This is a genomic window from Escherichia sp. E2748 (genome assembly GCF_005781125.1).
Lineage (GTDB): Bacteria > Pseudomonadota > Gammaproteobacteria > Enterobacterales > Enterobacteriaceae > Escherichia.
Genome location: NZ_VATP01000016.1, coordinates 19459 through 41092, shown reverse-complemented (window position 1 = coordinate 41092; position 21634 = coordinate 19459). Strand labels below are relative to the sequence as shown.

The 21634-nt window shown below is 51.8% G+C and carries 23 protein-coding genes and 1 pseudogene; 15 read left to right on the top strand and 9 right to left on the bottom strand.

All coding sequences use genetic code 11. The features are described from left to right. Positions 1-6 precede the first annotated feature (6 nt). The 8 genes from hyaC to FEK42_RS13845 all read left to right on the top strand — a co-directional run bounded on the left by hyaC (position 7) and on the right by FEK42_RS13845 (position 6874). Positions 7-717 carry a Ni/Fe-hydrogenase b-type cytochrome subunit gene (hyaC, locus tag FEK42_RS13880; RefSeq protein WP_135492156.1) on the top strand — a complete coding sequence of 237 codons (711 nt, stop codon included), beginning with the start codon at positions 7-9 and terminating at the stop codon, positions 715-717. Continuing rightward, positions 714-1301, top strand: coding sequence for a hydrogenase 1 maturation protease (gene hyaD / locus FEK42_RS13875; RefSeq protein WP_130215801.1), 588 nt, complete (start codon positions 714-716; stop codon positions 1299-1301). Before hyaC ends, hyaD begins: the two co-directional genes overlap by 4 nt. Beyond that, positions 1298-1696 carry a hydrogenase-1 operon protein HyaE gene (hyaE, locus tag FEK42_RS13870; RefSeq protein ID WP_135492158.1) on the top strand — a complete coding sequence of 133 codons (399 nt, stop codon included), beginning with the start codon at positions 1298-1300 and terminating at the stop codon, positions 1694-1696. Before hyaD ends, hyaE begins: the two co-directional genes overlap by 4 nt. Then, positions 1693-2550: a hydrogenase expression/formation protein gene (locus tag FEK42_RS13865; protein WP_135492160.1), complete on the top strand. Its 858-nt coding sequence runs from the start codon at positions 1693-1695 to the stop codon at positions 2548-2550. The genes hyaE and FEK42_RS13865 overlap by 4 nt, the downstream gene beginning before the upstream one ends. 134 nt (positions 2551-2684) lie before the next feature. Then, positions 2685-4229 (top strand): cytochrome bd-II oxidase subunit 1, encoded by a 1545-nt coding sequence (gene appC, locus FEK42_RS13860; RefSeq protein WP_131162308.1) that lies wholly within the window; start codon positions 2685-2687, stop codon positions 4227-4229. An 11-nt stretch (positions 4230-4240) separates the two neighbouring features. Then, the gene (gene appB, locus FEK42_RS13855; protein WP_135492161.1) at positions 4241-5377 is read left to right on the top strand and encodes a cytochrome d ubiquinol oxidase subunit II; all 1137 of its coding nucleotides are present in this window, start codon (positions 4241-4243) and stop codon (positions 5375-5377) included. 12 nt (positions 5378-5389) lie between these two features. After that, positions 5390-5482, top strand: coding sequence for a cytochrome bd-II oxidase subunit CbdX (cbdX, locus tag FEK42_RS13850; protein ID WP_032161491.1), 93 nt, complete (start codon positions 5390-5392; stop codon positions 5480-5482). Positions 5483-5563: 81 nt separating this feature from the next. Next, a complete protein-coding gene (locus tag FEK42_RS13845; protein ID WP_135492163.1) occupies positions 5564-6874 on the top strand; it encodes an AppA family phytase/histidine-type acid phosphatase in 1311 nt (436 codons plus the stop codon). Here FEK42_RS13845 and cspH read toward each other — a convergent pair. Beyond that, positions 6862-7074: a cold shock-like protein CspH gene (gene cspH, locus FEK42_RS13840; RefSeq protein ID WP_130205408.1), complete on the bottom strand. Its 213-nt coding sequence runs from the start codon at positions 7072-7074 to the stop codon at positions 6862-6864. The genes FEK42_RS13845 and cspH overlap by 13 nt on opposite strands. Positions 7075-7360: 286 nt before the next feature. Here cspH and cspG point away from each other — a divergent pair, with 286 nt between their 5' ends. The 4 genes and pseudogenes from cspG (at position 7361) to FEK42_RS13820 (ending at position 8139) form a co-directional block, all read left to right on the top strand. After that, the gene (cspG, locus tag FEK42_RS13835) at positions 7361-7573 is read left to right on the top strand and encodes a cold shock protein CspG (protein WP_000066493.1); all 213 of its coding nucleotides are present in this window, start codon (positions 7361-7363) and stop codon (positions 7571-7573) included. 10 nt (positions 7574-7583) lie between these two features. Beyond that, positions 7584-7772 (top strand): cold-shock protein, encoded by a 189-nt coding sequence (locus FEK42_RS13830; RefSeq protein ID WP_130205730.1) that lies wholly within the window; start codon positions 7584-7586, stop codon positions 7770-7772. Beyond that, a pseudogene (gene ymcE, locus FEK42_RS13825) lies at positions 7741-7976 on the top strand (protein YmcE). Before FEK42_RS13830 ends, ymcE begins: the two are co-directional and overlap by 32 nt. Continuing rightward, positions 7966-8139, top strand: a complete 174-nt coding sequence (locus FEK42_RS13820) for an addiction module toxin, GnsA/GnsB family (protein ID WP_130205410.1) — start codon at positions 7966-7968, stop codon at positions 8137-8139. The pseudogene ymcE and the gene FEK42_RS13820 overlap by 11 nt, the downstream one beginning before the upstream one ends. 48 nt (positions 8140-8187) lie before the next feature. Here FEK42_RS13820 and FEK42_RS13815 read toward each other — a convergent pair whose 3' ends face one another. From FEK42_RS13815 to torR, 3 genes are all read right to left on the bottom strand, one after another. Continuing rightward, positions 8188-9261, bottom strand: coding sequence for a 4Fe-4S binding protein (locus FEK42_RS13815; protein WP_135492164.1), 1074 nt, complete (start codon positions 9259-9261; stop codon positions 8188-8190). 71 nt (positions 9262-9332) lie between these two features. Further along, positions 9333-12077: a TMAO reductase system sensor histidine kinase/response regulator TorS gene (torS, locus tag FEK42_RS13810; protein ID WP_138211865.1), complete on the bottom strand. Its 2745-nt coding sequence runs from the start codon at positions 12075-12077 to the stop codon at positions 9333-9335. 32 nt (positions 12078-12109) lie between these two features. Next, on the bottom strand, positions 12110-12802 hold the full coding sequence (gene torR, locus FEK42_RS13805) for a two-component system response regulator TorR (protein WP_130205416.1): 693 nt from the start codon (positions 12800-12802) through the stop codon (positions 12110-12112). Between the two features lie 131 nt (positions 12803-12933). Between torR and torC the strand changes: the two genes are divergently transcribed. Genes torC through torD form a run of 3 tightly spaced genes read left to right on the top strand, consistent with a single transcriptional unit; the run spans position 12934 to position 17233 of the window. Further along, entirely contained in the window at positions 12934-14103 is a 1170-nt protein-coding gene (gene torC, locus FEK42_RS13800) for a pentaheme c-type cytochrome TorC (RefSeq protein WP_130215817.1), read from the top strand. Beyond that, positions 14103-16637 carry a trimethylamine-N-oxide reductase TorA gene (gene torA / locus FEK42_RS13795; RefSeq protein ID WP_138211864.1) on the top strand — a complete coding sequence of 845 codons (2535 nt, stop codon included), beginning with the start codon at positions 14103-14105 and terminating at the stop codon, positions 16635-16637. The genes torC and torA overlap by 1 nt, the downstream gene beginning before the upstream one ends. Continuing rightward, a complete protein-coding gene (gene torD / locus FEK42_RS13790) occupies positions 16634-17233 on the top strand; it encodes a molecular chaperone TorD (protein ID WP_135492168.1) in 600 nt (199 codons plus the stop codon). The genes torA and torD overlap by 4 nt, the downstream gene beginning before the upstream one ends. Before the next feature lie 155 nt (positions 17234-17388). Here the strand turns inward: torD and cbpM are convergent, their stop codons facing one another. From cbpM to FEK42_RS13765, 5 genes are all read right to left on the bottom strand, one after another. Beyond that, on the bottom strand, positions 17389-17694 hold the full coding sequence (gene cbpM / locus FEK42_RS13785; protein WP_130205424.1) for a chaperone modulator CbpM: 306 nt from the start codon (positions 17692-17694) through the stop codon (positions 17389-17391). Then, a complete protein-coding gene (gene cbpA, locus FEK42_RS13780) occupies positions 17694-18614 on the bottom strand; it encodes a curved DNA-binding protein (protein WP_135492170.1) in 921 nt (306 codons plus the stop codon). Before cbpA ends, cbpM begins: the two co-directional genes overlap by 1 nt. A gap of 201 nt (positions 18615-18815) precedes the next feature. Next, a complete protein-coding gene (locus FEK42_RS13775) occupies positions 18816-19172 on the bottom strand; it encodes a RidA family protein (protein WP_135492172.1) in 357 nt (118 codons plus the stop codon). Further along, on the bottom strand, positions 19169-20422 hold the full coding sequence (locus FEK42_RS13770; RefSeq protein ID WP_138211863.1) for a D-amino acid dehydrogenase: 1254 nt from the start codon (positions 20420-20422) through the stop codon (positions 19169-19171). Before FEK42_RS13770 ends, FEK42_RS13775 begins: the two co-directional genes overlap by 4 nt. Before the next feature lie 50 nt (positions 20423-20472). Further along, positions 20473-21387, bottom strand: coding sequence for a LysR family transcriptional regulator (locus FEK42_RS13765; protein ID WP_135492174.1), 915 nt, complete (start codon positions 21385-21387; stop codon positions 20473-20475). Positions 21388-21634: the final 247 nt, after the last annotated feature.

Below are 21634 nucleotides of genomic sequence, written 5' to 3'. Positions count from 1 at the left end.
ATCATCATGCAACAGAAAAGCGACAACGTTGTCAGCCACTATGTCTTTGAAGCGCCCGTGCGGATCTGGCACTGGCTGACGGTGCTGTGCATGGCAGTGTTGATGGTTACTGGCTACTTTATTGGTAAACCGCTGCCTTCGGTCAGCGGCGAGGCGACTTATCTGTTCTACATGGGGTACATCCGGTTAATTCACTTCAGTGCCGGGATGATTTTTACCGTGGTATTACTCATGCGGATCTACTGGGCATTTGTTGGTAATCGCTACTCACGGGAGCTGTTCATCGTGCCAGTGTGGCGTAAACGCTGGTGGCTGGGCGTGTGGTATGAAATCCGCTGGTATCTGTTTCTGGCAAAACGCCCGAGTGCTGATATTGGTCATAATCCCATCGCCCAGGCCGCGATGTTCGGCTATTTCCTGATGTCCGTTTTTATGATCGTCACCGGTTTTGCGCTGTTCAGCGAACATAGTCAGTATGCCATCTTCACACCGTTCCGTTACGTGGTGGAATTTTTCTACTGGACGGGCGGCAACTCAATGGACATTCACAGCTGGCATCGGCTGGGGATGTGGCTGATTGGCGCGTTTGTGATCGGTCATGTGTACATGGCGCTGCGTGAAGACATCATGTCTGATGACACGGTGATCTCCACTATGGTGAATGGCTACCGCAGCCACAAATTTTTTAAAGTCAAAAGCAACAAGGAGCGTTCATGAGCGAGCAACGCGTGGTGGTAATGGGGCTGGGTAACCTGCTGTGGGCCGATGAAGGCTTCGGCGTGCGGGTGGCAGAACGGCTGTATGCCCATTATCACTGGCCCGAGGAAGTGGAGATTGTTGATGGCGGCACTCAGGGGCTGAACTTGCTGGGCTATGTCGAAAGCGCCAGCCACTTGTTGATTCTCGATGCCATTGATTATGGGCTGGAGCCAGGAACGCTACGAACCTATGCCGGAGAACGTATTCCGGCCTATCTCAGTGCGAAGAAAATGAGCCTGCACCAGAACAGTTTCTCCGAAGTGCTGGCGCTGGCAGATATCCGCGGACATCTGCCAGCACATATTGCCCTCGTCGGCCTGCAACCCGCGATGCTCGACGACTACGGCGGCAGCCTGAGCGAACTGGCGCGAGAGCAACTGCCCGCTGCGGAACAGGCGGCGCTGGTCCAGTTGGCTGAGTGGGGAGTTGTACCGCAACCGACTGAGGAGTCTCGTTGTCTCAATTATGACTGTCTGTCGATGGAAAATTACGAAGGCGTTCGCTTGCGCCAGTACCGGATGACGCTGGAGGAGCAGGGATGAGCAACGACACGCCATTTGATGCGTTGTGGCAACGAATGCTGGCGCGCGGCTGGACGCCGGTCAGTGAATCCTGTCTTGATGACTGGCTTACGCAAGCGCCAGACGGCGTGGTGTTGTTAAGCTGTGACCCAAAACGGACGCCTGAAGTCAGCGACAATCCGGTAATGATCGGCGAGCTACTGCGCGAGTTTCCAGACTATGCGTGGAAGGTGGCGATTGCCGATCTTGAGCAGAGCGAAGTCATTGGCGATCGCTTTGGTGTTTTTCGCTTTCCCGCCACCCTGGTGTTTACCGGCGGTAGCTATCGCGGCGTGTTGAACGGCATTCACCCGTGGGCGGAGCTGATAAACCTGATGCGTGGGCTTGTCGAACCGCAACAGGAGCGAGCCTCATGAGCGACACTTTCTTCCATCTGCTGGGACCGGGAACACAACCTGGCGACGATAGTTTCAGCATGAATCCACTGCCGATCACCTGTCAGGTGAATGATGAACCGAGTATGGCGGCACTGGAGCAATGTGCTCACAGCCTGCAGGTGATGGCGCTGTTAAACGAGTTGCAACATCAACTAAGCGAACGTCAGCTACCGCTGGGCGAGGTGCTGGCAGTCGATCTGTTAACTCTCAACGCCGACGATCGTCATTTCATCAATACGCTGCTTGGGGAAGGGGAAGTATCAGTGCGCATCCAGCACGCTGACGGCAGTGAAAGTGAAATTCAGGAGGCGATCTTCTGTGGATTATGGCGTGTACGCAGACGTCGCGGCGAACAGTTGCTGGAGGACAAACTGGAGGCTGGCTGCGCGCCGCTGGCGTTGTGGCAGGCGGCAACGCAAAACGCGCTGCCGACAGATTCGCTATTACCGCCCCCCATCAATGGCCTGATGAATGGCTTACCGCTGGCCCATGAGTTGCTGGCGCATGTACGAAACCCCGACGCGCAGCCGCACAGTATTAACCTGACGCAGTTACCCATCAGCGAAGCTGACCGGCTTTTTCTGTCGCGTCTTTGCGGACCGGGCAATATTCAGATTCGGACCATTGGCTACGGCGAGAGCTATATCAACGCTACGGGATTACGCCATGTCTGGCATTTACGCTGTATGGACACCTTAAAAGGCCCTCTGCTTGAGAGTTATGAAATCTGCCCGATACCCGAAGTTGTGCTGGCTGCGCCGGAAGATCTGGCGGACTCTGCGCAGCGTCTCGGCGAGGTTTGTCAGTGGCTGGCGGAAAGCGCACAACAGTAAAAACGGTGGCAAATATCGCTTTCGGTCCTGTGAATATCGCAATTAGCGAATACAACTACCTACAAACTGTAAGGATAAAAAGAGGGATCTACTATTAAAGGGTTATTACCCTCTCTTCGCCTACAGGAGTTAGCATGTGGGATGTTATTGACTTATCGCGCTGGCAGTTTGCGCTGACCGCGCTGTATCACTTTTTATTTGTGCCCCTTACCCTGGGGCTGATTTTTTTGCTGGCCATCATGGAAACTATTTACGTGGTTACCGGCAAAACAATCTACCGCGATATGACGCGTTTCTGGGGTAAGCTCTTCGGTATCAACTTTGCTCTCGGCGTGGCCACCGGCCTGACGATGGAGTTTCAGTTTGGTACTAACTGGTCATTCTATTCCAACTATGTAGGCGACATTTTCGGCGCACCGCTGGCGATGGAAGCATTAATGGCCTTCTTCCTCGAATCCACTTTTGTTGGTCTGTTCTTCTTCGGCTGGCAACGCCTGAACAAATATCAACACCTGTTGGTCACCTGGCTGGTGGCATTCGGTTCAAATATCTCCGCATTGTGGATCTTGAATGCCAATGGCTGGATGCAGTTCCCGACCGGGGCGCATTTCGATATCGATACCCTACGTATGGAGATGACCAGCTTCAGCGATCTGGTCTTTAACCCTGTCAGCCAGGTGAAATTTGTGCACACGGTGATGGCAGGTTATGTGACCGGGGCGATGTTCATTATGGCGATCAGCGCGTGGTATTTGCTGCGTGGGCGGGAGCGCGACGTTGCACTCCGCTCGTTTGCCATCGGTTCTGTCTTCGGGACCCTGGCGATAATCGGCGCGCTGCAACTCGGAGACAGCTCTGCATATGAAGTCGCACGAGTACAGCCGGTAAAACTGGCGGCGATGGAAGGGGAGTGGCAAACCGAACCGGCACCCGCGCCGTTCCATCTCGTTGCCTGGCCGGAACAGGATCAAGAACGCAACGCTTTTGCCATTAAAATCCCAGCCCTGTTAGGGATCCTTGCCACTCATTCATTGGATAAACCTGTTCCCGGGCTGAAAAATTTGATGGCCGAAACCTACCCACGGCTGCAACGCGGACGCATAGCCTGGCTGTTAATGCAGGAGATATCGCAGGGCAACCGCGAGCCGCATGTACTACAGGCGTTTCGCGAGTTAGAAGGCGATCTCGGTTACGGCATGCTGCTCTCTCGTTATGCACCGGATATGAATCATGTCACTGCTGCGCAGTACCAGGCGGCGATGCGTGGCGCAATCCCGCAAGTTGCGCCGGTATTCTGGAGTTTCCGCATCATGGTTGGCTGCGGTTCGCTGCTGTTACTGGTGATGCTGATTGCGCTCGTCCAGACGCTGCGCGGCAAAATCGATCAACATCGCTGGGTGCTGAAAATGGCGCTCTGGAGTTTGCCACTGCCGTGGATTGCCATTGAAGCCGGGTGGTTTATGACCGAGTTTGGTCGTCAGCCGTGGGCGATTCAGGACATCTTACCGACATACTCCGCGCACTCTGCATTAACCACGGGCCAACTGGCCTTCTCTCTGATCATGATCGTAGGGCTTTACACCCTGTTCTTAATCGCCGAAGTCTACCTGATGCAGAAATATGCCCGCCTGGGGCCGAGTGCGATGCAGAGTGAACAACCAGCGCAGCAACAGGGGTAAAGGAGAGAGTCATGTTTGATTATGAAACATTACGGTTCATCTGGTGGCTGCTGATGGGCGTCATCCTGGTGGTCTTTATGGTCACCGACGGATTTGACATGGGGATCGGTTGTCTGCTGCCACTGGTGGCGCGTGACGATGATGAACGCCGGATAGTGATCAACAGCGTTGGCGCTCACTGGGAGGGTAACCAGGTCTGGCTGATCCTCGCAGGTGGGGCATTATTTGCCGCCTGGCCCAGAGTCTATGCAGCGGCGTTTTCTGGCTTTTATGTGGCGATGATCCTGGTGCTGTGCTCGCTGTTCTTCCGCCCGTTAGCTTTTGATTATCGCGGCAAAATAGCGGATGCCCGCTGGCGCAAAATGTGGGATGCCGGTCTGGTCATTGGTAGTCTGGTCCCGCCAGTGGTCTTTGGTATCGCCTTCGGCAACTTGTTGCTCGGCGTGCCGTTTGCCTTCACACCACAATTACGCGTGGAGTATCTCGGTAGCTTCTGGCAGTTGCTGACGCCATTCCCTTTGCTGTGCGGCTTGCTCAGTCTGGGTATGGTGATTTTGCAAGGGGGCGTCTGGTTGCAGCTGAAAACCGTTGGCGCTATTCATCTGCGTTCACAACTGGCGACCAAACGCGCCGCGCTGCTGGTGATGCTCTGCTTCCTGCTGGCGGGTTACTGGCTGTGGGTCGGTATTGATGGCTTTGTGTTACTCGCTCAGGATGTCAACGGTCCGTCCAATCCACTGATGAAAATGGTGACGGTACTGCCAGGTGCCTGGATGAATAACTTCGTCGAATCGCCAGTCTTGTGGATCTTCCCACTGCTCGGTTTCTTCTGCCCGTTACTGACGGCGATGGCAATTTACCGTGGTCGCCCCGGTTGGGGATTTCTGATGGCGTCATTGATGCAATTTGGTGTGATTTTCACCGCTGGCGTTACGTTATTTCCCTTTGTTATGCCTTCGAGTATCAGTCCGATATCCAGCCTGACCGTATGGGACAGTACCTCCAGCCAACTGACACTTAGCATTATGTTAGTAATTGTACTGATATTTTTGCCAATAGTGTTGCTCTACACTCTATGGAGCTACTACAAAATGTGGGGTCGTATGACGACTGAAACGCTGCGCCGTCACGATCATGAGCTGTACTAAGGAGCATGAACAATGTGGTATCTATTGTGGTTCGTCGGCATTTTGTTGATGTGTTCGCTTTCTACCGTCGTGTTGGTATGGCTGGATCCGCGCCTGAAGGGATGACTGGGCGCACAACGAACTTAGGCCTGATACGACGCGTCGCATCAGGCAGTCATGTCGGATATGAAAAACGGAAACATATCGATGAAAGCGATTTTGATCCCATTTTTATCTCTTCTGATTCCGTTAACCTCGTCACCTGCATTCGCTCAGAGTGAGCCGGAACTGAAGCTGGAGCGGGTGGTGATTGTCAGCCGTCATGGCGTGCGTGCGCCCACCAAAGCCACGCTACTCATGCAGGATGTCACTCCAGACACATGGCCTGAGTGGCCGGTGAAATTGGGCTGGTTGACCCCGCGTGGCGGCGAACTGGTCACTTATCTTGGACATTATCAACGCCAACGCCTGGTCGCTGACGGTTTACTGGCAAAAAATGGCTGCCCGAAACCTGATCAGGTTGCGATTATTGCGGATGTCGATGAACGTACGCGTAAAACAGGTGAAGCCTTTGCTGCCGGGCTGGCACCCAACTGTACGATTACAGTACATACCCAACCAGATACTTCCCGGCCCGATCCCTTGTTTAATCCCCTTAAAACTGGCGTTTGCCAACTGGATAAGACCAACGTTACCGCGACTATTCTCAGTAGAGCAGGGGGATCGATAGCGGAGTTTACCGAGCATCGGCAAACCGCATTTCGCGAACTGGAGCAGGTTCTCAATTTCCAGCAATCAAATCTGTGCCTTAAACGAGACAATCAGGACGAAAGTTGTACGTTGACCCAGGCATTGCCGTCCGAACTCAAAGTGAGGGATGACAATGTATCTCTGACCGGTGCGGCAAGTCTGGCTTCAATGCTGACGGAGATATTTCTCCTGCAACAGGCACAGGGAATGCCGGAGCCTGGCTGGGGGCGAATTACTGATTCACACCAGTGGAACACCTTGCTAAGTCTGCATAACGCGCAGTTTTATTTGCTGCAACGGACACCAGAGGTTGCCCGTAGTCGCGCCACGCCGTTGCTGGATTTAGTGCTGACGGCGCTGACGCCAAATAACACGCAACAACAGGTTTATGGCGTGACATTACCCACTTCGCTGCTATTTATTGCCGGACACGACACTAATCTGGCGAATCTGGGGGGCGCGCTAGAGCTTAACTGGACGCTACCAGGCCAGCCGGATAATACCCCACCGGGGGGCGAACTGGTTTTTGAACGTTGGCGGCGACTTAGTGATAACAGCCAGTGGATTCAGGTATCGCTGGTATTCCAGACCCTACAGCAGATGCGTGACAAAACTCCGTTGTCGCTAAAAACTCCGCCAGGCGAAGTGGCGTTAACGTTGGCTGAGTGTGGCGAAAGAAACGCGCAGGGCATGTGTTCGTTGGCTGGTTTTACGCAAATCGTGAATGAAGCACGCATTCCGGCATGCACTCTCCATCAGGACAAATAAACATTTGCCGCTGAGGGGCCACGCAGGCCATTGACGCGGCAAAATTCCACGCGTAACCCTGGGGTGAGCACTTCTGCGTCGCGGGGGGTGAATGCGGAAATATGGACCTGGACTTCTTTACGACCGTCGGAGGGGATGATGAATCCTTTGCCGCTTTTGCGATCAAAGGTTTTGACAATTCCTGTCATTTTACGGGACAAACAAATTCCTTACTGATAAATCTGCGCTGCACTATACGGTCTAAATAAAATAAAGCCAGTTTTATTTAAGACCGCTGGACGGCCAAAATAAAGTTTGCTTAATCTTATTTATCATGCGTTAATAGCTGCGTCGGTTTGAAAGACAGACATCATACAAAGTAGTTTACTAAAGCAGTTCTCATTATCAGGCATTATCCCCTTCTTTTGAGTCTCTCTCCTGAACACTAAGTAGTTTCTGTATTAAAGCCCTGTTTGCCGAAAGGCCCAAAATGAAGGAAGTAAAAATATGTCTAATAAAATGACTGGTTTAGTAAAATGGTTTAACGCAGATAAAGGTTTCGGCTTTATCACTCCTGATGATGGCAGCAAGGACGTTTTCGTCCATTTCACCGCCATCCAGAGCAATGAATTCCGCACGCTGAACGAAAATCAGAAAGTCGAATTTTCTATTGAGCAGGGGCAACGTGGTCCCTCGGCAGCGAACGTTGTTACGCTCTAAGGTTGCCGCTATTACTCAGCATCTCCATTTCCGCTGTCCATGTTGTCATGGTTCACAGTACCGCACATCGGCATTCGATGTGACGGAGCGAAACCCTTTAGGTGCAAAGTGTATTTTCTGTAAATCGATGATGATCACCTTTGATAACATCGCATTGCAAATACGCACTGACCAGACACCACTGGATTTCACCAAATAATATCAGGCTCCCTCGTGGAGCCTTTTTTATATCTGGCTTATTTTTCCTCAACTCTGTATGTATAATAAGCGATAACCTGTTGATTATTGAATCTTTCAGGGAGATGGCTTATAACATTTCTTACCTGACCAGGTACCGGGAACCAACACCTTACTGGCGTGTTGCTGTCTTTTAAGACCAGAAGAGGTTAACAGTGAATATTGAAGAGCTAAAAAAACAAGCCGAAACGGAAATCTCAGATTTTATCGCGCAAAAAATCGCCGAATTTAACAAGAACACAGGGAAAGAAGTCTCTGAAATTCGCTTCACCGCGCGGGAGAAAATGACCGGGCTTGAAAGTTATGATGTCAAAATCAAAATAATGTGATTTTGTGAACATCACCCCGTGCGAGGTGATGTTCCGCTTGTTGCTAATTTAGTGACCAATCATTGGCGCTTGTGGAATTAAGCGTCGGTACAACTCCTCTGGCACCGGGCTTTGCCATACTCCCGCATACATCGCATAAGCAATCGCCGCGAACATAATTCCCAATACCAGTAGTGCCATGAGCCAGCCAGACAAGGCAAAGACCTTTTTATTTGCCGCAGGTTTTTGCAGCGAAAAGGTCAATGTTGAGGCCACCGGGCATGACTCCACGCAGGTCATACAACCGGTACATTCCACCGTTCTGACCTGAATTAATTTATCGACTGGGATCCGTGATGGGCAATTTTTCGCACATTTACCGCAGTCGATACAGCTTTCGGCATTGCGACGAATCTTAAACGGCGATAATAGCGAAACCAGTCCCATCAGCGCACCATATGGGCAGAGATAACGACACCAGGCATGGCGAATAAATAGGCTGGCAATCAGCAAAAGCGTCACGCTGATTAATGTCGCTTTCCCCATATGGCGAAAGAAATCGAGCATTTTAACGTCCATCACCACGCTATAAGGCGATAGCATAAAATAGTGAATCGCCTGGGCGGGCATGAATAACGCGATATAAAGAAAAAAGCTTAATAGCAAATATTTCACCGCGCGTAGAGGAATATCCAGCCAGCGGGGAGGGGCGAATTGTCGACCAAACAGTTTTTTCCCGAGATCGCCAATTAATTCAGAGAGCGTACCAACAGGGCATAGCCACGAACAAAAGGCTTTTTTCAGCAGTAAGCTAATAATGATAAAAGCGGCCAATAACAGCATCGCGGCGGCGTGCACGGAAGGTAACTGACCTGTTGCAAGGCTGTATTTCAGATTCATCAGACCAGCAATAGGCAGCCAACCTTCAATGCCCCCCGGTCTGGCGACAAATGCCGTATTACCTGCTGTTTCGTAATAGCGCACCCAGTACCAAAAGGTGACGGCAATATAAATATTGATTGCCAACAGTAATAATTGCGTCGCTTTACGCCAGGTCGTGGCATTGCGCCAGTCATTCCACGGTAATTTACCGCCCGTCGTGCCTGGCCGTCGCTGCCAGCGGATTCTTTTTTTCTCTGCCATGATTTTGCCCGCCCGTTAAGTTGCATACCAAATGCCACTATTCTAAGTTTTCTCAACGGGATGATATTGATTCACATCGGGTTCGGGGCGTTCTTATTTAGCCACTGTTCCAGGGCCGCGATGCTACGCGTAATTTCTTCACGCGGCAGGGCCGCGGTTAATGGTTCCAGCTCAAGTTGTCCGCACAACTGACTGGCACTGCGCATGCCCAGACTGGCACAGCTGCTTTTCAACTGATGCGCGGCACGTTTGATTTTGTCGCTGTCGTGACTGGCGCGGGCAGTGTCCATTTCATCGAGAAGGGGCAGGGCATGTTGTTTAAATAATGTCAGCCATTCGTGGATTTTCTCCACCCCCATTAACTGCGCATCTTCATTGAGCTGCGATACATCCAGTGGTTGATGGTTATGTGTTTGCAGGTGCAGATAGTGAGCAAGTAACTGACCAAGCACTTCACGCGACACCGGTTTAGGGATAATTCCGCGAAATAGCGAACTGGTACGCTGGCGCAGCGTTTCGTCGATGACATGGGCGCTAAAGCCAATCAAAACCAGCGACGGATATTGCAGCGAAAGTTGCCGGGCAAGTGTAATGCCGTCGATATCCGGCAGATCAAAATCCACCAGCGCGGCAGCAAACGGTTCACTATTTTGCAGAGCATCTAAAGCCTGCGCGGCATTTCCTACGGCTGTGACCTGAGCGCCACTGGTGTTAAGTATCTCGATGGTAATACGCTGCGTTAGCGGGTTATCTTCAATCAACAGTAATCGTAAACCGTCCAGACGCACCGCCTGATTGACTGTTTTTGGCACGGGCGCAGTGGCAACACGTAATGGTAACCGTAAGCCAAAACAGCTTCCTGCTCCCGGCGTGCTGGTGGCGTACAGTTCGCCGCCCATCGCCTGGGCCAGACGGCTACTGATAGTCAACCCCAGCCCGGTGCCGCCGCGTTTGCCGCTCACCTGAACAAACGGCTGAAAGATCTCAGCCAGTTTCGCGGGATCAATACCACAGCCGCTGTCTTCCACTTCGACCAGCCATTGTTCGCCATCAGTGCGACTACGCAGGATAATGTGCCCTTCGTCGGTGAAACGCAGGGCGTTGCTCAACAGGTTGGTTATAACCTGACGAATACGTCGCGGATCGCCCATTAACGCAGTCGGTACATCGTCGGCAATTGCCGTTGCCAGGCGAATCGGGCGACCTTTCACCCGTCCGCTCATTAATTGCAGGGTACTTTCCAGCAGTGGGCGCGGTTCAAAGGGCTCATCGCTGACCGAAACATTCTTGCCGCCTGCTTCGATAGCCGAATAATCGAGAATATCGTTGAGGATGGTCAGCAACGATTCGCCAGAGTCAGTAATCGCCCGCAAATCATCACGCTGGGCGTTAAGCGCCGGGTTATCTGCCAGCAACTGCGCGGTGCCGAGAATTCCGTACAGCGGTGTGCGGATCTCATGGCTCATTGCTGCCAGAAACGCCGATTTTGCCTGACTGGCTTTTTCTGCTTCCGCCCGTGCCAGTCGGTGTTCGACCACCAGCTCCTGCAATTCGGCAGTGCGCGCTTTGACCTGCGCCGCCAGTTGTTCGCGGTGGCGATTAAGCGCATGAACACTGCTGCGAAACGCATCCATCAGCCGCCCGATGGTATCCAGCTCCCGTACGCCAGCGGTTTCCGGGAAAGGAGAGTCGATATCACCGTCCAGTAAGCGTTGCAGCGCCTGCGTTTGTTCGGCAAGTGGACGCGTGACTGAGCGATAAACCACGCGCCAGAGGATCAGAATCAATGAGCAAAGAGAAACGACGCCCAGCAGTAGCAGGTTAAACCGTACATGTTCACTGGCGCTTTCCAGATGTGTAAGTCCGGCCCGATTACGCTGCTCAATGGTTGCGACCAACTGATTAACTTCGTTGCTGAACTGTGCAAACTGCACAATATTATTTTGCGTCAGCGTCTGCAGGTGAGTATTGAGTGCTTTTTCACGTTGGTACAGCGCCAGTAACTCGACATATCGTTGTACTGTCTCCAGCGCCTTTTCCGCCTGCGCGCGAACCGGTGGGGCCTTAATGCGCCTTTGTTGAAGCTGTACCCTGTTAAGGGCGTTTTTCAATTGAACAGGCAGCCTGTTCTTATTTTTTTCACTCTCCTCCAGCTCCAGTTTCATAACGAAATGCTGTATTTGCAGAGCGCTAAAGCGCATTTCGTGCATCTGCCTGACGTACTCACGATCGCCAGCAACCCACTGTTCGACGGCGCTCTCTGCCGACCTGTTATGATTGTAGCCAAACACACTTTGCGGGCCAGACTGCGGTGATGCGGTGGCGATGGCTATGTAATGGGTCTGGGATTGCGCGATGTTGGCGATTTCTCCGGCCGCGGCGACGATTTGCTGGCTGAGTTGTTGCTGTTGATCGTGGAGTTTCAGCCGCTGACCGACCAGATCGCCCTGTTGACGTAGCGAGTGGTCAATCTCATAGGCTTGCCGTTCAATAGCTATCGTTTCAAACCCTTTCTCGCGCAGCCCCTGCAACAGGGAGTCAATTTTCAGCTTCTGCGCCGATAACGTTCTCCCCTGGGATTGCCACATCTCTGCGCTATCCGTGTTGTTCAGATTTTGGGCGGTAAAGAGTTCCCACGCGCTGGCCTCACTCAACTGACGGGCCATATTCATGGTTGGGATCAGGGCCAGAGTATTGGTCTGAGCGCTTTGAGTTAAAACGCGCAGGTTATACCAACCTACAAAGATACTTACCAGAGTCAGCAATGCCATCAGGGCAAACGCCATCCACAATCTTTTGGCCAGAGTGAAAATCATCCTTGGTGCACCACATTACCTGAATCGATGGATTAATAGACATCAGCGGCTAAGAAATACCCTTCGCCATGCTGCGTAACTAACAGGTTGGCGCTGAGTTTATGACGCAAACGGCGGATCAGTACGTCCACGGTGCGCAAATCGGGGTTTTCTACCCGCCGGGCGGAGAGCATACGCAGCAGTCGTTCACGGCTGAGGATCTCGCCAGGATTAGTGACAAAGGCCACCAGCATTTCGTATTCCGCGCGGGTGAGTTTGATAGGTCGGTCGTCCTGATCCAACGTGTGGCGTGAGATATTCAGACAATATCCGGCAAAACGATAGCAGTTATCCTGAGAGAGAGCGTTGGCCTGACGGGCCAGATCGATACGCCAGAGCAGATTTTTTACCCGTACCACGAGTTCACGCAGCTCCAGCGGTTTGATGACATAATCATCGGCGCCCATCTCCAGCCCGACAATTCGATCGATAGGATCGCTGCGCCCGGTCACCAGAATAATCCCCACCGTTGAGCGTTCGCGCAGGGCTCGGGTGAGCATTAAGCCGTTTTCATCGGGCAGGTTAATATCCAGCAGAATGAGATCAACAGGCTGGTTTTCCATAATTTCCCGTAGTCCGTCGCCGCTTGCCGTGACCGACACGAGATACCCTTCCTGGATGAAGTAGCTTTGCAAACGTGCCTGCGTCACAGGCTCATCTTCAACAATGACAATATGGTGTGACATCCCTGCTTTCCCGATCTTCCTGTTCATATCCATTCATATGCTGTCATAAGCCATTCATCCTGACGAGTGCCGCTATTCATATTTGCTTATTAAGATCACAGTTGCCAAATTATATTTTTACAGGAGTTATTATGAGACGACTATGGAGTGCGCTGCGTCGGCCAAGTGCGCGTTGGTCGGTGTTAGCGCTGGTGCTGATGGGGATCGTGATCGGTATTGCCTTGATTGTGTTACCTCACTTCGGGATCAAGGCCACCAGCAGCACTGAGTTTTGCGTCAGTTGCCACAGTATGACGCCGGTGTATGAAGAATATAAAAAGTCGGCGCATTTCCAGAATGCTTCCGGCGTACGCGCCGAGTGTCATGACTGCCACGTCCCGTCAGATTTACCGGGAATGCTGAAGCGGAAACTGGAAGCGAGTAATGAGGTGTATCAGACCGTTATTGGTCACTCCATCGATACCCCTGAGAAATTCAACGCTAAACGCGCAGAACTCGCCGAGCGCGAATGGGCGCGGATGAAAGAGAACAATTCAGCGACCTGCCGTTCCTGCCATAACTACGACGCGATGGATCATGCGAAGCAGCATCCGGAAGCCGCACGTCAAATGGCCGCCGCAGCGAAAGATAATCAGACCTGTATCGACTGCCATAAAGGCATTGCCCACCAGCTGCCGGATATGAGCAGCGGCTCGCGTAAACAGTTCGAAGAACTACGTGCCAGCGCCAGAGATGATAAAGACATCCTTTATTCTATAGATATAAAGCCGCTTTATGCAGCAAAGGATGATAAAGAAGCGACGGGTTCACTGCTGCCAGCCTCTGAAGTGAAAGTGCTTAAACGTGACGGCGACTGGTTGCAGGTGGCTATCATCGGTTGGACGGAAAGCGCTGGAACTCAACGGGTTCTGACCGAGTTACCTGGCAAACGGATTTTTGTCGCTTCCATTCGCGGCGATATCCAGCAGCAGGCGAAAATGCTGGAGAAAACCACCGTTGCTGACACCAAAACCGAGTGGAGTAAGATGCAGGCCACCGCATGGTTGAAGAAGGGCGATATGGTCGACGACATCAAACCAATCTGGGCCTATGGCGATACGCTGTACAGCAGCGCCTGTAAACAGTGCCACGGCGCGTCGGCAACCACCCATTATGACGCCAACGGTTGGATCGGCCAAATCAACGGCATGATTGGTTTTACCAGCCTGGATAAACGGGAAGAACGCACCATGCTGAAATATCTGCAAATGCATGCGTCGGATACCGCAGGGAAGTCTCACAGCGATAAGGAAGGAAAATAATGAAAAATAAAGACATTTTTCAGGCATCACGTCGACGTTTTCTTACCCAGCTTGGTGGCTTAACGCTGGCCGGGATGCTGGGGCCATCGCTGTTAACTCCACGCCGTGTTAACGCAGCGCAGGCTGTTACGTCGAAAGAAGGTATCCTGACCGGTTCGCGGTTTGGCGCCATTCGCGCGACGGTGAAAGACGGGCGCTTTGTGGCGGTGAAACCGTTCGAACTGGATAAGTACCCGACGAAAATTATCGCCGGGCTGCCGGATCACGTCCACAATCCGGCGCGTATTCGCTACCCAATGGTACGAGTCGACTGGCTGCGTAAGCGCCATCTGAGTGACACCACTCAGCGCGGCGATAACCGTTTTGTCCGCGTCACTTGGGATGAAGCCCTGGACATGTTCTATGAAGAACTGGAACGGGTGCAAAAAACCTATGGCCCCAGTGCGTTACTGACCGCCAGCGGCGGGCAATCATCCGGTAAATTTCATAGCGCCGGGGGAATGCTGTCGAAAGCCATCGCTCTACATGGCAATAAAGTGAGTACCGGCGGTGACTATTCCACTGGGGCAGCGCAGGTGATCCTGCCGCGGGTGGTGGGATCAATGGAAGTTTACGAACAACAAACATCCTGGCCGTTAGTGTTGCAAAACAGCAAAATCATCGTCATGTGGGGCACCGATTTGGTGAAGAATCAGCAGGTTAATTTTCGCTGCCCGTCTCACGATGTTTATGAATATTACGAGCAACTGAAAGAAAAGGTGGCGGCGGGCGAAATCGAAGTCATCAGCATTGACCCGGTGGTCAGTTCAACGCATGAATATCTGGGGCGCGAGCACGTTAAACATATTGTTGTTAACCCGCAAACCGATGTGCCGCTACAACTGGCGATGGCCCATACCCTGTACAGCGAAAATCTGTACGACAAACAATTCATTGCTGATTATTGCGTCGGTTTCGAGCAATTTCTGCCGTATTTGCTGGGTGAGAAAGACGGCCAGCCGAAGGATGCCGTCTGGGCAGAAAAACTGTGCGGCATTGACGCCGAAACGATCCGCGCGCTGGCGCGGAAAATGGCGGGCACAAGAACGCAAATTATGGCTGGCTGGTGCGCCCAACGTATGCAGCACGGCGAGCAGTGGTCATGGATGATAGTGGTGCTGGCGGCAATGCTCGGGCAGATTGGCCTGCCAGGTGGCGGTTTTGGTTTTAGTTGGCACAGCAGCGGCTCAGGCGTGCCAGGTCGTAAAGGGATTATCCTGAGCGGTTTTCCCGGTGCCACGAAAATTCCGCCAGTTCATAACAACAACGATTACAAAGGTTACAGCAGCACCATCCCAACGGCCCGTTATATCGACGCCATTCTGGAACCGGGGAAAGAGATCAACTGGGACGGCAAAACAGTTAAGTTGCCGCCGCTGAAAATGTGTGTTTTCGCCGGGACCAATCCGTTCCACCGCCATCAGCAGATCAACCGCATAATTGAAGGCTGGCGCAAGTTGGAGACGGTGATTTCCATTGATAACCAGTGGACCTCCAGTTGCCGCTTTTCCGACATTGTATTACCCGCAACCACCCAGTTTGAGCGTAACGATCTCGACCAGTTTGGTGACTATGCCAGCCATGGGCTTATCACCACTAAACAGGTGGTGCAGCCGCAATTTGAGGCGCGCAACGACTTTGATATTTTCCGCGAGTTGTGCCGCCGCTTTGACCGTGAGGAAGCCTTTACTGAAGGGCTGGACGAGATGGGCTGGCTCAAGCGCATCTGGCAGGACGCGCTCCAGCAGGCCAAAGGACTCGGCATCCATTTACCGACCTTTAATGAGTTGTGGAACAGTAAAGAATACGTGGTCTATGACCATCCGCAGATGTTCGTGCGTCATCAGGCGTTCCGCGAAGATCCCGACCTCGAACCGCTGGGGACGCCGAGCGGGTTGATTGAGATCTACTCGCAAACTATCGCCGACATGCACTATGACGATTGTCAGGGGCATCCAATGTGGTTTGAGAAAATTGAACGTTCCCACGGTGGACCAGGTTCGCAGAAATATCCACTGCATCTGCAATCGGTGCATCCCGATTATCGCGTCCACTCGCAACTGTGTGAATCTGAAACACTGCGTCAGCATTACAGCGTAGCGGGTAAAGAGCCGGTATATATCAGCCCGCAGGATGCCCGTGCGCGCGGGATTGCTAACGGTGATGTGGTGCGTGTCTTTAACGATCGGGGGCAGGTTCTGGTGGGCGCGGTGGTTTCTGATCTCTATGCACCTGGCGTGATCCGGATCCATGAAGGCGCCTGGTATGATCCGGATAAAGGTGGTGAGCTCAATGCGCTGTGTAAATACGGTAACCCTAATGTGCTAACGCCCGACATCGGGACTTCGCAACTGGCGCAGGCCACCAGCTCACACACGACCATTGTGGAAATTGAAAAATTCACCGGTCCAATAGAGAAGGTAACGGCGTTTAGCGGTCCGATTGAGATGGTGGCACAGTGCGAATATGTTCCGGCACCGCAGGTGAAATCATGACTTCACTAACGGTGGAACAGAATGCCTGTATCTACGCCTGGCTGGCGCAGTTGTTCTCCCGTGAACTGGACGATGAACAACTGACGCAAATCGCTAGTGCACAGATGGCTGAATGGTTTTCTTTGCTGAAACGCGAGCCGCCGCTGACTGCGGCGGTGAATGAGCTGGAGAAAAGTATTGCTGCATTGACAGTACGTGACGACGCCCGTCTGGAACTGGCCGCTGACTTTTGCGGCCTGTTTTTGATGACTGACAAGCAGGCGGCACTGCCGTATGCATCGGCGTATCAGCAGGACCCACAGGTGATCAAAGGCTTACTGGCTGAGGCAGGGATGGACACCAGTGGCAATTTCAACGAACCGGCAGATCATCTGGCGATTTTTCTTGAATTGTTAAGTTATCTGCATTTTGCCCGGGGAGAGGGGATTGTACCTGCACAGGAAGTTGACAATCTGCGGCAAAAAACACTGACGGCGCTGCGGCAATGGTTACCAGAGTTTGCTGTGCGTTGCCATCAGTATGACAGCTTTGGTTTTTACGCGGCACTAAGCCAGTTATTGCTTGCGATAACCAATAGAGATAATGCCGATTGGTAGGCCTGATAAGACGCGTTAAGCGTCGCATCAGGCATTATGGCATAGCTGCCGGATGCGGCGTGAACGGCTTATCCGGCCTACGGGAACGGTGATTTTTGTAGGCCTGATAAGACGCGTTAAGCGTCGCATCCGGCAGCCAGTTCCGGCAGCCACACTCACGGGTGAGCCACAAACCGGGAAAGCCGCTGGCGTAGCAGGCGGTTTTCCTGTTTCAGATGTGCAATATCATCCATTAACGTTAGCGCCACCGCGATCCCCGGCCAGTCCAGCGCTAGTTCCTGACGCAGACGTACCGCGCGTTGCACCACAATGGCGGCATGGTCATCAAATACCCAGGTTGTTTCCTGGATCTCTCTCGGTTCAACCACCCCCAAACCGACAATTTCATTCAACTCCTCTTCAGAAATGCCGGTATGCAGGCAAAACTCGGTAATGGTAAAAGTCACCGTAACATGAGCCATTATGCTTTCCCCCAATCTTTACGTGGATCAAAAGACGACTGGGCGTCTGCCAGTTGTTGCCACAGCGCGGCAGTATTTTCATCCGGTTTCGGCGGCATGACGATTTTCAGCACAGCATACAAGTCACCAGTCTGTTTTTTGCTTACCAGACCTTTGCCTTTAATGCGCAATCGTTGCCCGGCCTGACTGCCTGGCGGAATGGTCAACAAAATGCTTTCTTTCAGCGTTGGTACAGTGACTTTGCTACCCAGAGCCGCTTCCCACGGGCTAACCGGCACCACAATTTCCAGATCCTGACCGACAATATCAAACAACGGATGCGGGGCTATATGAATCACCAGCCACAGGTCGCCATTTGGACCACCGTTTTCGCCTGGCGTCCCCTGGCCTTTCAGGCGGATACGTTGACCATTGCCGACGCCCGCCGGGATCTTCACATTCAGCGTTTTCGGGATTTCCTGTTCGATCATGCCAAAGGCGTTATAAACCGGCAGGTTATAGCTGATGGTACGTTTGTGCTCAGTAAGCGTTTCTTCCGGGAATACCGCAACTTCAATTTCAATATCGTGGCCACGTGTGGCGGGGCGTTGACGGCTCTGGCGGGCATGTTGACCGAAAATTGACGAGAAGATATCGTCAAAATCTTCGGCATTGAAACTCTGACCGTCGCCATGCTGGAACTGGCGGTTGAATTGCGGATCGTTGCGATGCTGCCACATCTGATCATATTCAGCGCGACGCTGTTCATCACTTAACACTTCCCAGGCTTCAGCGACCTCTTTGAAGCGGGCTTCGGCATCGGGCTCTTTGCTGACATCAGGATGGTATTTGCGGGCCAGTCGACGATAGGCGGTCTTGATTGTCTTGAGATCGTCCGTCGGTTTCACGCCCATGATGGCGTAATAATCCTTTAATTCCATAGCGTTATCTCGCGTAAATCAATACAGACAAAGGGAAACCCCTGACAAGGTATCAGTGTTAAGTGTAGGGGAAATCAGAAAAAATCGTAGGCCAGTGATAAAAACATAACTAAAAATGATATTTTCAGCCTGAATTTTGGCAGGTAAAAGAGGGGCGTTTAAGCCCCATGACGACGTTGTCAGGGGGCTGAAAATGGTGAATTATCCTGCTTTTACCGCAGTGACCATCACTTCAACCAGAATCTCCGGGCGGGCCATCTCAGCCTGTACGGTAGCGCGAGCAGGGCTATGTCCTTCTGGCAGCCAGCTAACCCATACGTCGTTGAAATCGGCAAAATCGCGGCTGATATCTTTCAGCCATACCTGAGCGGACAAGAGATGAAATTTATCACTGCCCGCTTCAGCAAGTAATGCGTCGATTTTCTCCAGCACTTCGCGCGTTTGTTGCGCGATGTCAGGAGTATTGCTCTTCGGTGTCTGACCGGAGAGAAATACAAGATTGCCATATTCCACACTGGTGGCAAGACGAGGTTGTGGGTTATTACGTTTGATATTCAAGCTGATTGGCTCCATGTCAGTCCATCAAGGGAAATTGCGGGATCTTCGCCCGACAGCAGCGCGCCTAACACTACGGCACTACCTGCCGCCAGCGTAAAACCCAGACTGCCCTGACCAAGATTCATCCACAGATTTTGATACTTCGCCCGTCCTAATAGTGGCGGACCCGCAGGGGTGGATGGACGCATACCTGTCCATAATTCGGCATCATCGATGCCTTGCAGTTGCGGAAAACTGTTAGCTACGATCTGCTTTAAGGCATTGATTCGTTCAGGGCGCAATTCATTTCCGTCATAGCCAATATCGACCATAGCGGCGATACGCAACCGCTCACCGAGTCGGGCATAGACAATTTTATGACCGTAGTCGGTGACACTGATTTGCGGTGCGATCCCCATTTCTTGTGGGAAGGGAAGTGTCAGACTGTAACCTTTAAGACCGCAGATCGGTACGTGAGTCCCGGTTTCGGCAAGTAAATGCTTACTACCATTACCCGCGGCAACGACATAATCATCCGCAACCAGCGTTCCTGTACTGGTGGTAAGGGAGTCAATGCGCTCGCCTTTTTTATTCAACTGCAAAACTTCACAATCGGTTTGTAGCGAAAAATTTGCGCTGGCATTAAGTTTGGCAAGTAATGCCTGGCAGAACTTATAGCAGTCCGCCGTTTCATCGCCGGGAGAGTAAATACCGCCACACAATGAATGACCAATATGTTTTAGTGCTGGTTCAAGATGAACGCACTCTTCGCGTGATAAAGCCTGTTGAAATTGCGGATTAATGCCTTTTGCCGCTTTGGCTAAATCTTGCGGGCGGCGATGAATAATCAGTTTGCCAGAACGGCGCCAGTGAAAATCATCAAGATTATCTTCCAGCAGCCACTCTTCCATGACCTGACGGCTTAACAGTGATAAGCGTAAAATATGGTCGCCATTGAGTTTATTTGTCCGGCTATTGCAGGCCAATAAAAATTCCAGCAACCAGCGCCACTGGCTAAATGACATGCGCAAACGCATATTCAGGGGAGAGTTGCTTTTCCCCATCCATTTAAGCCCCTGCATCGGTACGCCTTTATCCGCCAGAGGAGCAACGTAGAGATAACTGAGTTGCCCACCATTAGCGAAACTGGTGGCGATACCTGCCTGACTGTTGCGTTCTAACAATTGTACCTGATGGCCCTGTTTTACCAGCACCCATGCTGTTGCCAGACCAATTACCCCGCCGCCAATAATTACAATGCGTTTTTTCATCACCTGAGATATCCACCGCTAATAAATGCGTTGGGGTTATGTCAAAGCATTTAGGCCTGAGGAGCAATTGACTTTTTATTTTCAGGGTATAACTCAAGGTTAATGGCTCGCAGCTGGAGACGTAATTGCTGACAAAGGAAATCGACAAATTTTTGTGTAATAGGGCTAAGTGAAACGTCGGCACGGCGTAGCAAACAAAGATCAATTTTCATTGGGGGTTCGATGGGGTGAATCGTCTCTGCCGGGAGGTTATGACGGGCAGAGAAAATATCGGTAATACTGCATCCCATTCCGCGTTTTACAAATTCCGTGGCCATGTAATAGGTCTGGACATTCAGGCGCGTTGTCAAAAAATCACGTCGTTTAGCTATTGCATCGGAAAGGGAATGAGGGCCGGGAGAAATCCAGCGTTGTTGGTCAATCTTGTCTATTTCTACTGCGCCCTGGCGATAGTCCCGGTCGATATAAACCAGCGGAACTTCGGCTATCAGCGTCGTCATAATTTCCCCCTGTTGAATCGGCTGTAGCGTCAGGGCCAGATCAATCTCACGCAGATCAAGCTTTTTAACCAACGTTTCAGTGTGCTCTGTCGTCAGTGTCATGACCAGATTCGCATTCTGCTGGTAAAACGCCGTGACTATTTCCGGCACCAGACTTAATCCCAGGCTTGGCAGGCATCCCAGGGCTATTCTGGCTCGCGGATCTCGCGTCAGGTTATCGGCCAGCAGTCGCAGGTTGTCGAGTTCGTGATAAATCGACTGCGCTTTTTCAAAAAGTGTGATCGCTTCGCTGGTTGGAAGAAGCTTGCCACGAACTCGCTGAAAGAGCTGAAAACCGAGTTTTTGCTCAGCGTTTTTTAACGCTTTACTGGCGGCCGGTTGGGAAATATTCAGCGATTCCGCTGCCCGTGAAAGTGTCCCGCATGTCATCACAGCATAGAAGATTTCCAGGTGGCGCAGTTTCATTAAGAGTTAACCCAGAGTTATAGACGATAGATAAAAAGTCATTTCATGGTAACACCAAGTTAACATAAATTTAATCTGTAACGCCTGTTCTGGTAACAAAGCGTTATTTGCCCACCTAAAGGGGTTAATTACGAACTCAGAATAATACCTGTAGTACCCGGACAAACCCTCAGTGCATTTTGCTAACAATAATAACGAGGGGGGATATTTTCTGAGCTGTCCAAATACATCGGCTGATATTGAAAGT

Bases quoted from the DNA above. Each gene is read 5' to 3' on its own strand.
- FEK42_RS13845 (WP_135492163.1), top strand. From the start codon at position 5,564: ATGAAAGCGATTTTGATCCCATTTTTATCTCTTCTGATTCCGTTAACC.
- cbpM (WP_130205424.1), bottom strand. From the start codon at position 17,694: ATGGCTCATGTTACGGTGACTTTTACCATTACCGAGTTTTGCCTGCAT.
- appB (WP_135492161.1), top strand. From the start codon at position 4,241: ATGTTTGATTATGAAACATTACGGTTCATCTGGTGGCTGCTGATGGGC.
- torC (WP_130215817.1), top strand. From the start codon at position 12,934: ATGAGACGACTATGGAGTGCGCTGCGTCGGCCAAGTGCGCGTTGGTCG.
- cbdX (WP_032161491.1), top strand. From the start codon at position 5,390: ATGTGGTATCTATTGTGGTTCGTCGGCATTTTGTTGATGTGTTCGCTT.
- torS (WP_138211865.1), bottom strand. From the start codon at position 12,077: ATGATTTTCACTCTGGCCAAAAGATTGTGGATGGCGTTTGCCCTGATG.
- torR (WP_130205416.1), bottom strand. From the start codon at position 12,802: ATGTCACACCATATTGTCATTGTTGAAGATGAGCCTGTGACGCAGGCA.
- torD (WP_135492168.1), top strand. From the start codon at position 16,634: ATGACTTCACTAACGGTGGAACAGAATGCCTGTATCTACGCCTGGCTG.
- hyaD (WP_130215801.1), top strand. From the start codon at position 714: ATGAGCGAGCAACGCGTGGTGGTAATGGGGCTGGGTAACCTGCTGTGG.
- FEK42_RS13770 (WP_138211863.1), bottom strand. From the start codon at position 20,422: ATGAAAAAACGCATTGTAATTATTGGCGGCGGGGTAATTGGTCTGGCA.
- FEK42_RS13865 (WP_135492160.1), top strand. From the start codon at position 1,693: ATGAGCGACACTTTCTTCCATCTGCTGGGACCGGGAACACAACCTGGC.
- hyaE (WP_135492158.1), top strand. From the start codon at position 1,298: ATGAGCAACGACACGCCATTTGATGCGTTGTGGCAACGAATGCTGGCG.
- appC (WP_131162308.1), top strand. From the start codon at position 2,685: ATGTGGGATGTTATTGACTTATCGCGCTGGCAGTTTGCGCTGACCGCG.
- cspG (WP_000066493.1), top strand. From the start codon at position 7,361: ATGTCTAATAAAATGACTGGTTTAGTAAAATGGTTTAACGCAGATAAA.
- FEK42_RS13815 (WP_135492164.1), bottom strand. From the start codon at position 9,261: ATGGCAGAGAAAAAAAGAATCCGCTGGCAGCGACGGCCAGGCACGACG.
- FEK42_RS13765 (WP_135492174.1), bottom strand. From the start codon at position 21,387: ATGAAACTGCGCCACCTGGAAATCTTCTATGCTGTGATGACATGCGGG.
- cbpA (WP_135492170.1), bottom strand. From the start codon at position 18,614: ATGGAATTAAAGGATTATTACGCCATCATGGGCGTGAAACCGACGGAC.
- hyaC (WP_135492156.1), top strand. From the start codon at position 7: ATGCAACAGAAAAGCGACAACGTTGTCAGCCACTATGTCTTTGAAGCG.
- torA (WP_138211864.1), top strand. From the start codon at position 14,103: ATGAAAAATAAAGACATTTTTCAGGCATCACGTCGACGTTTTCTTACC.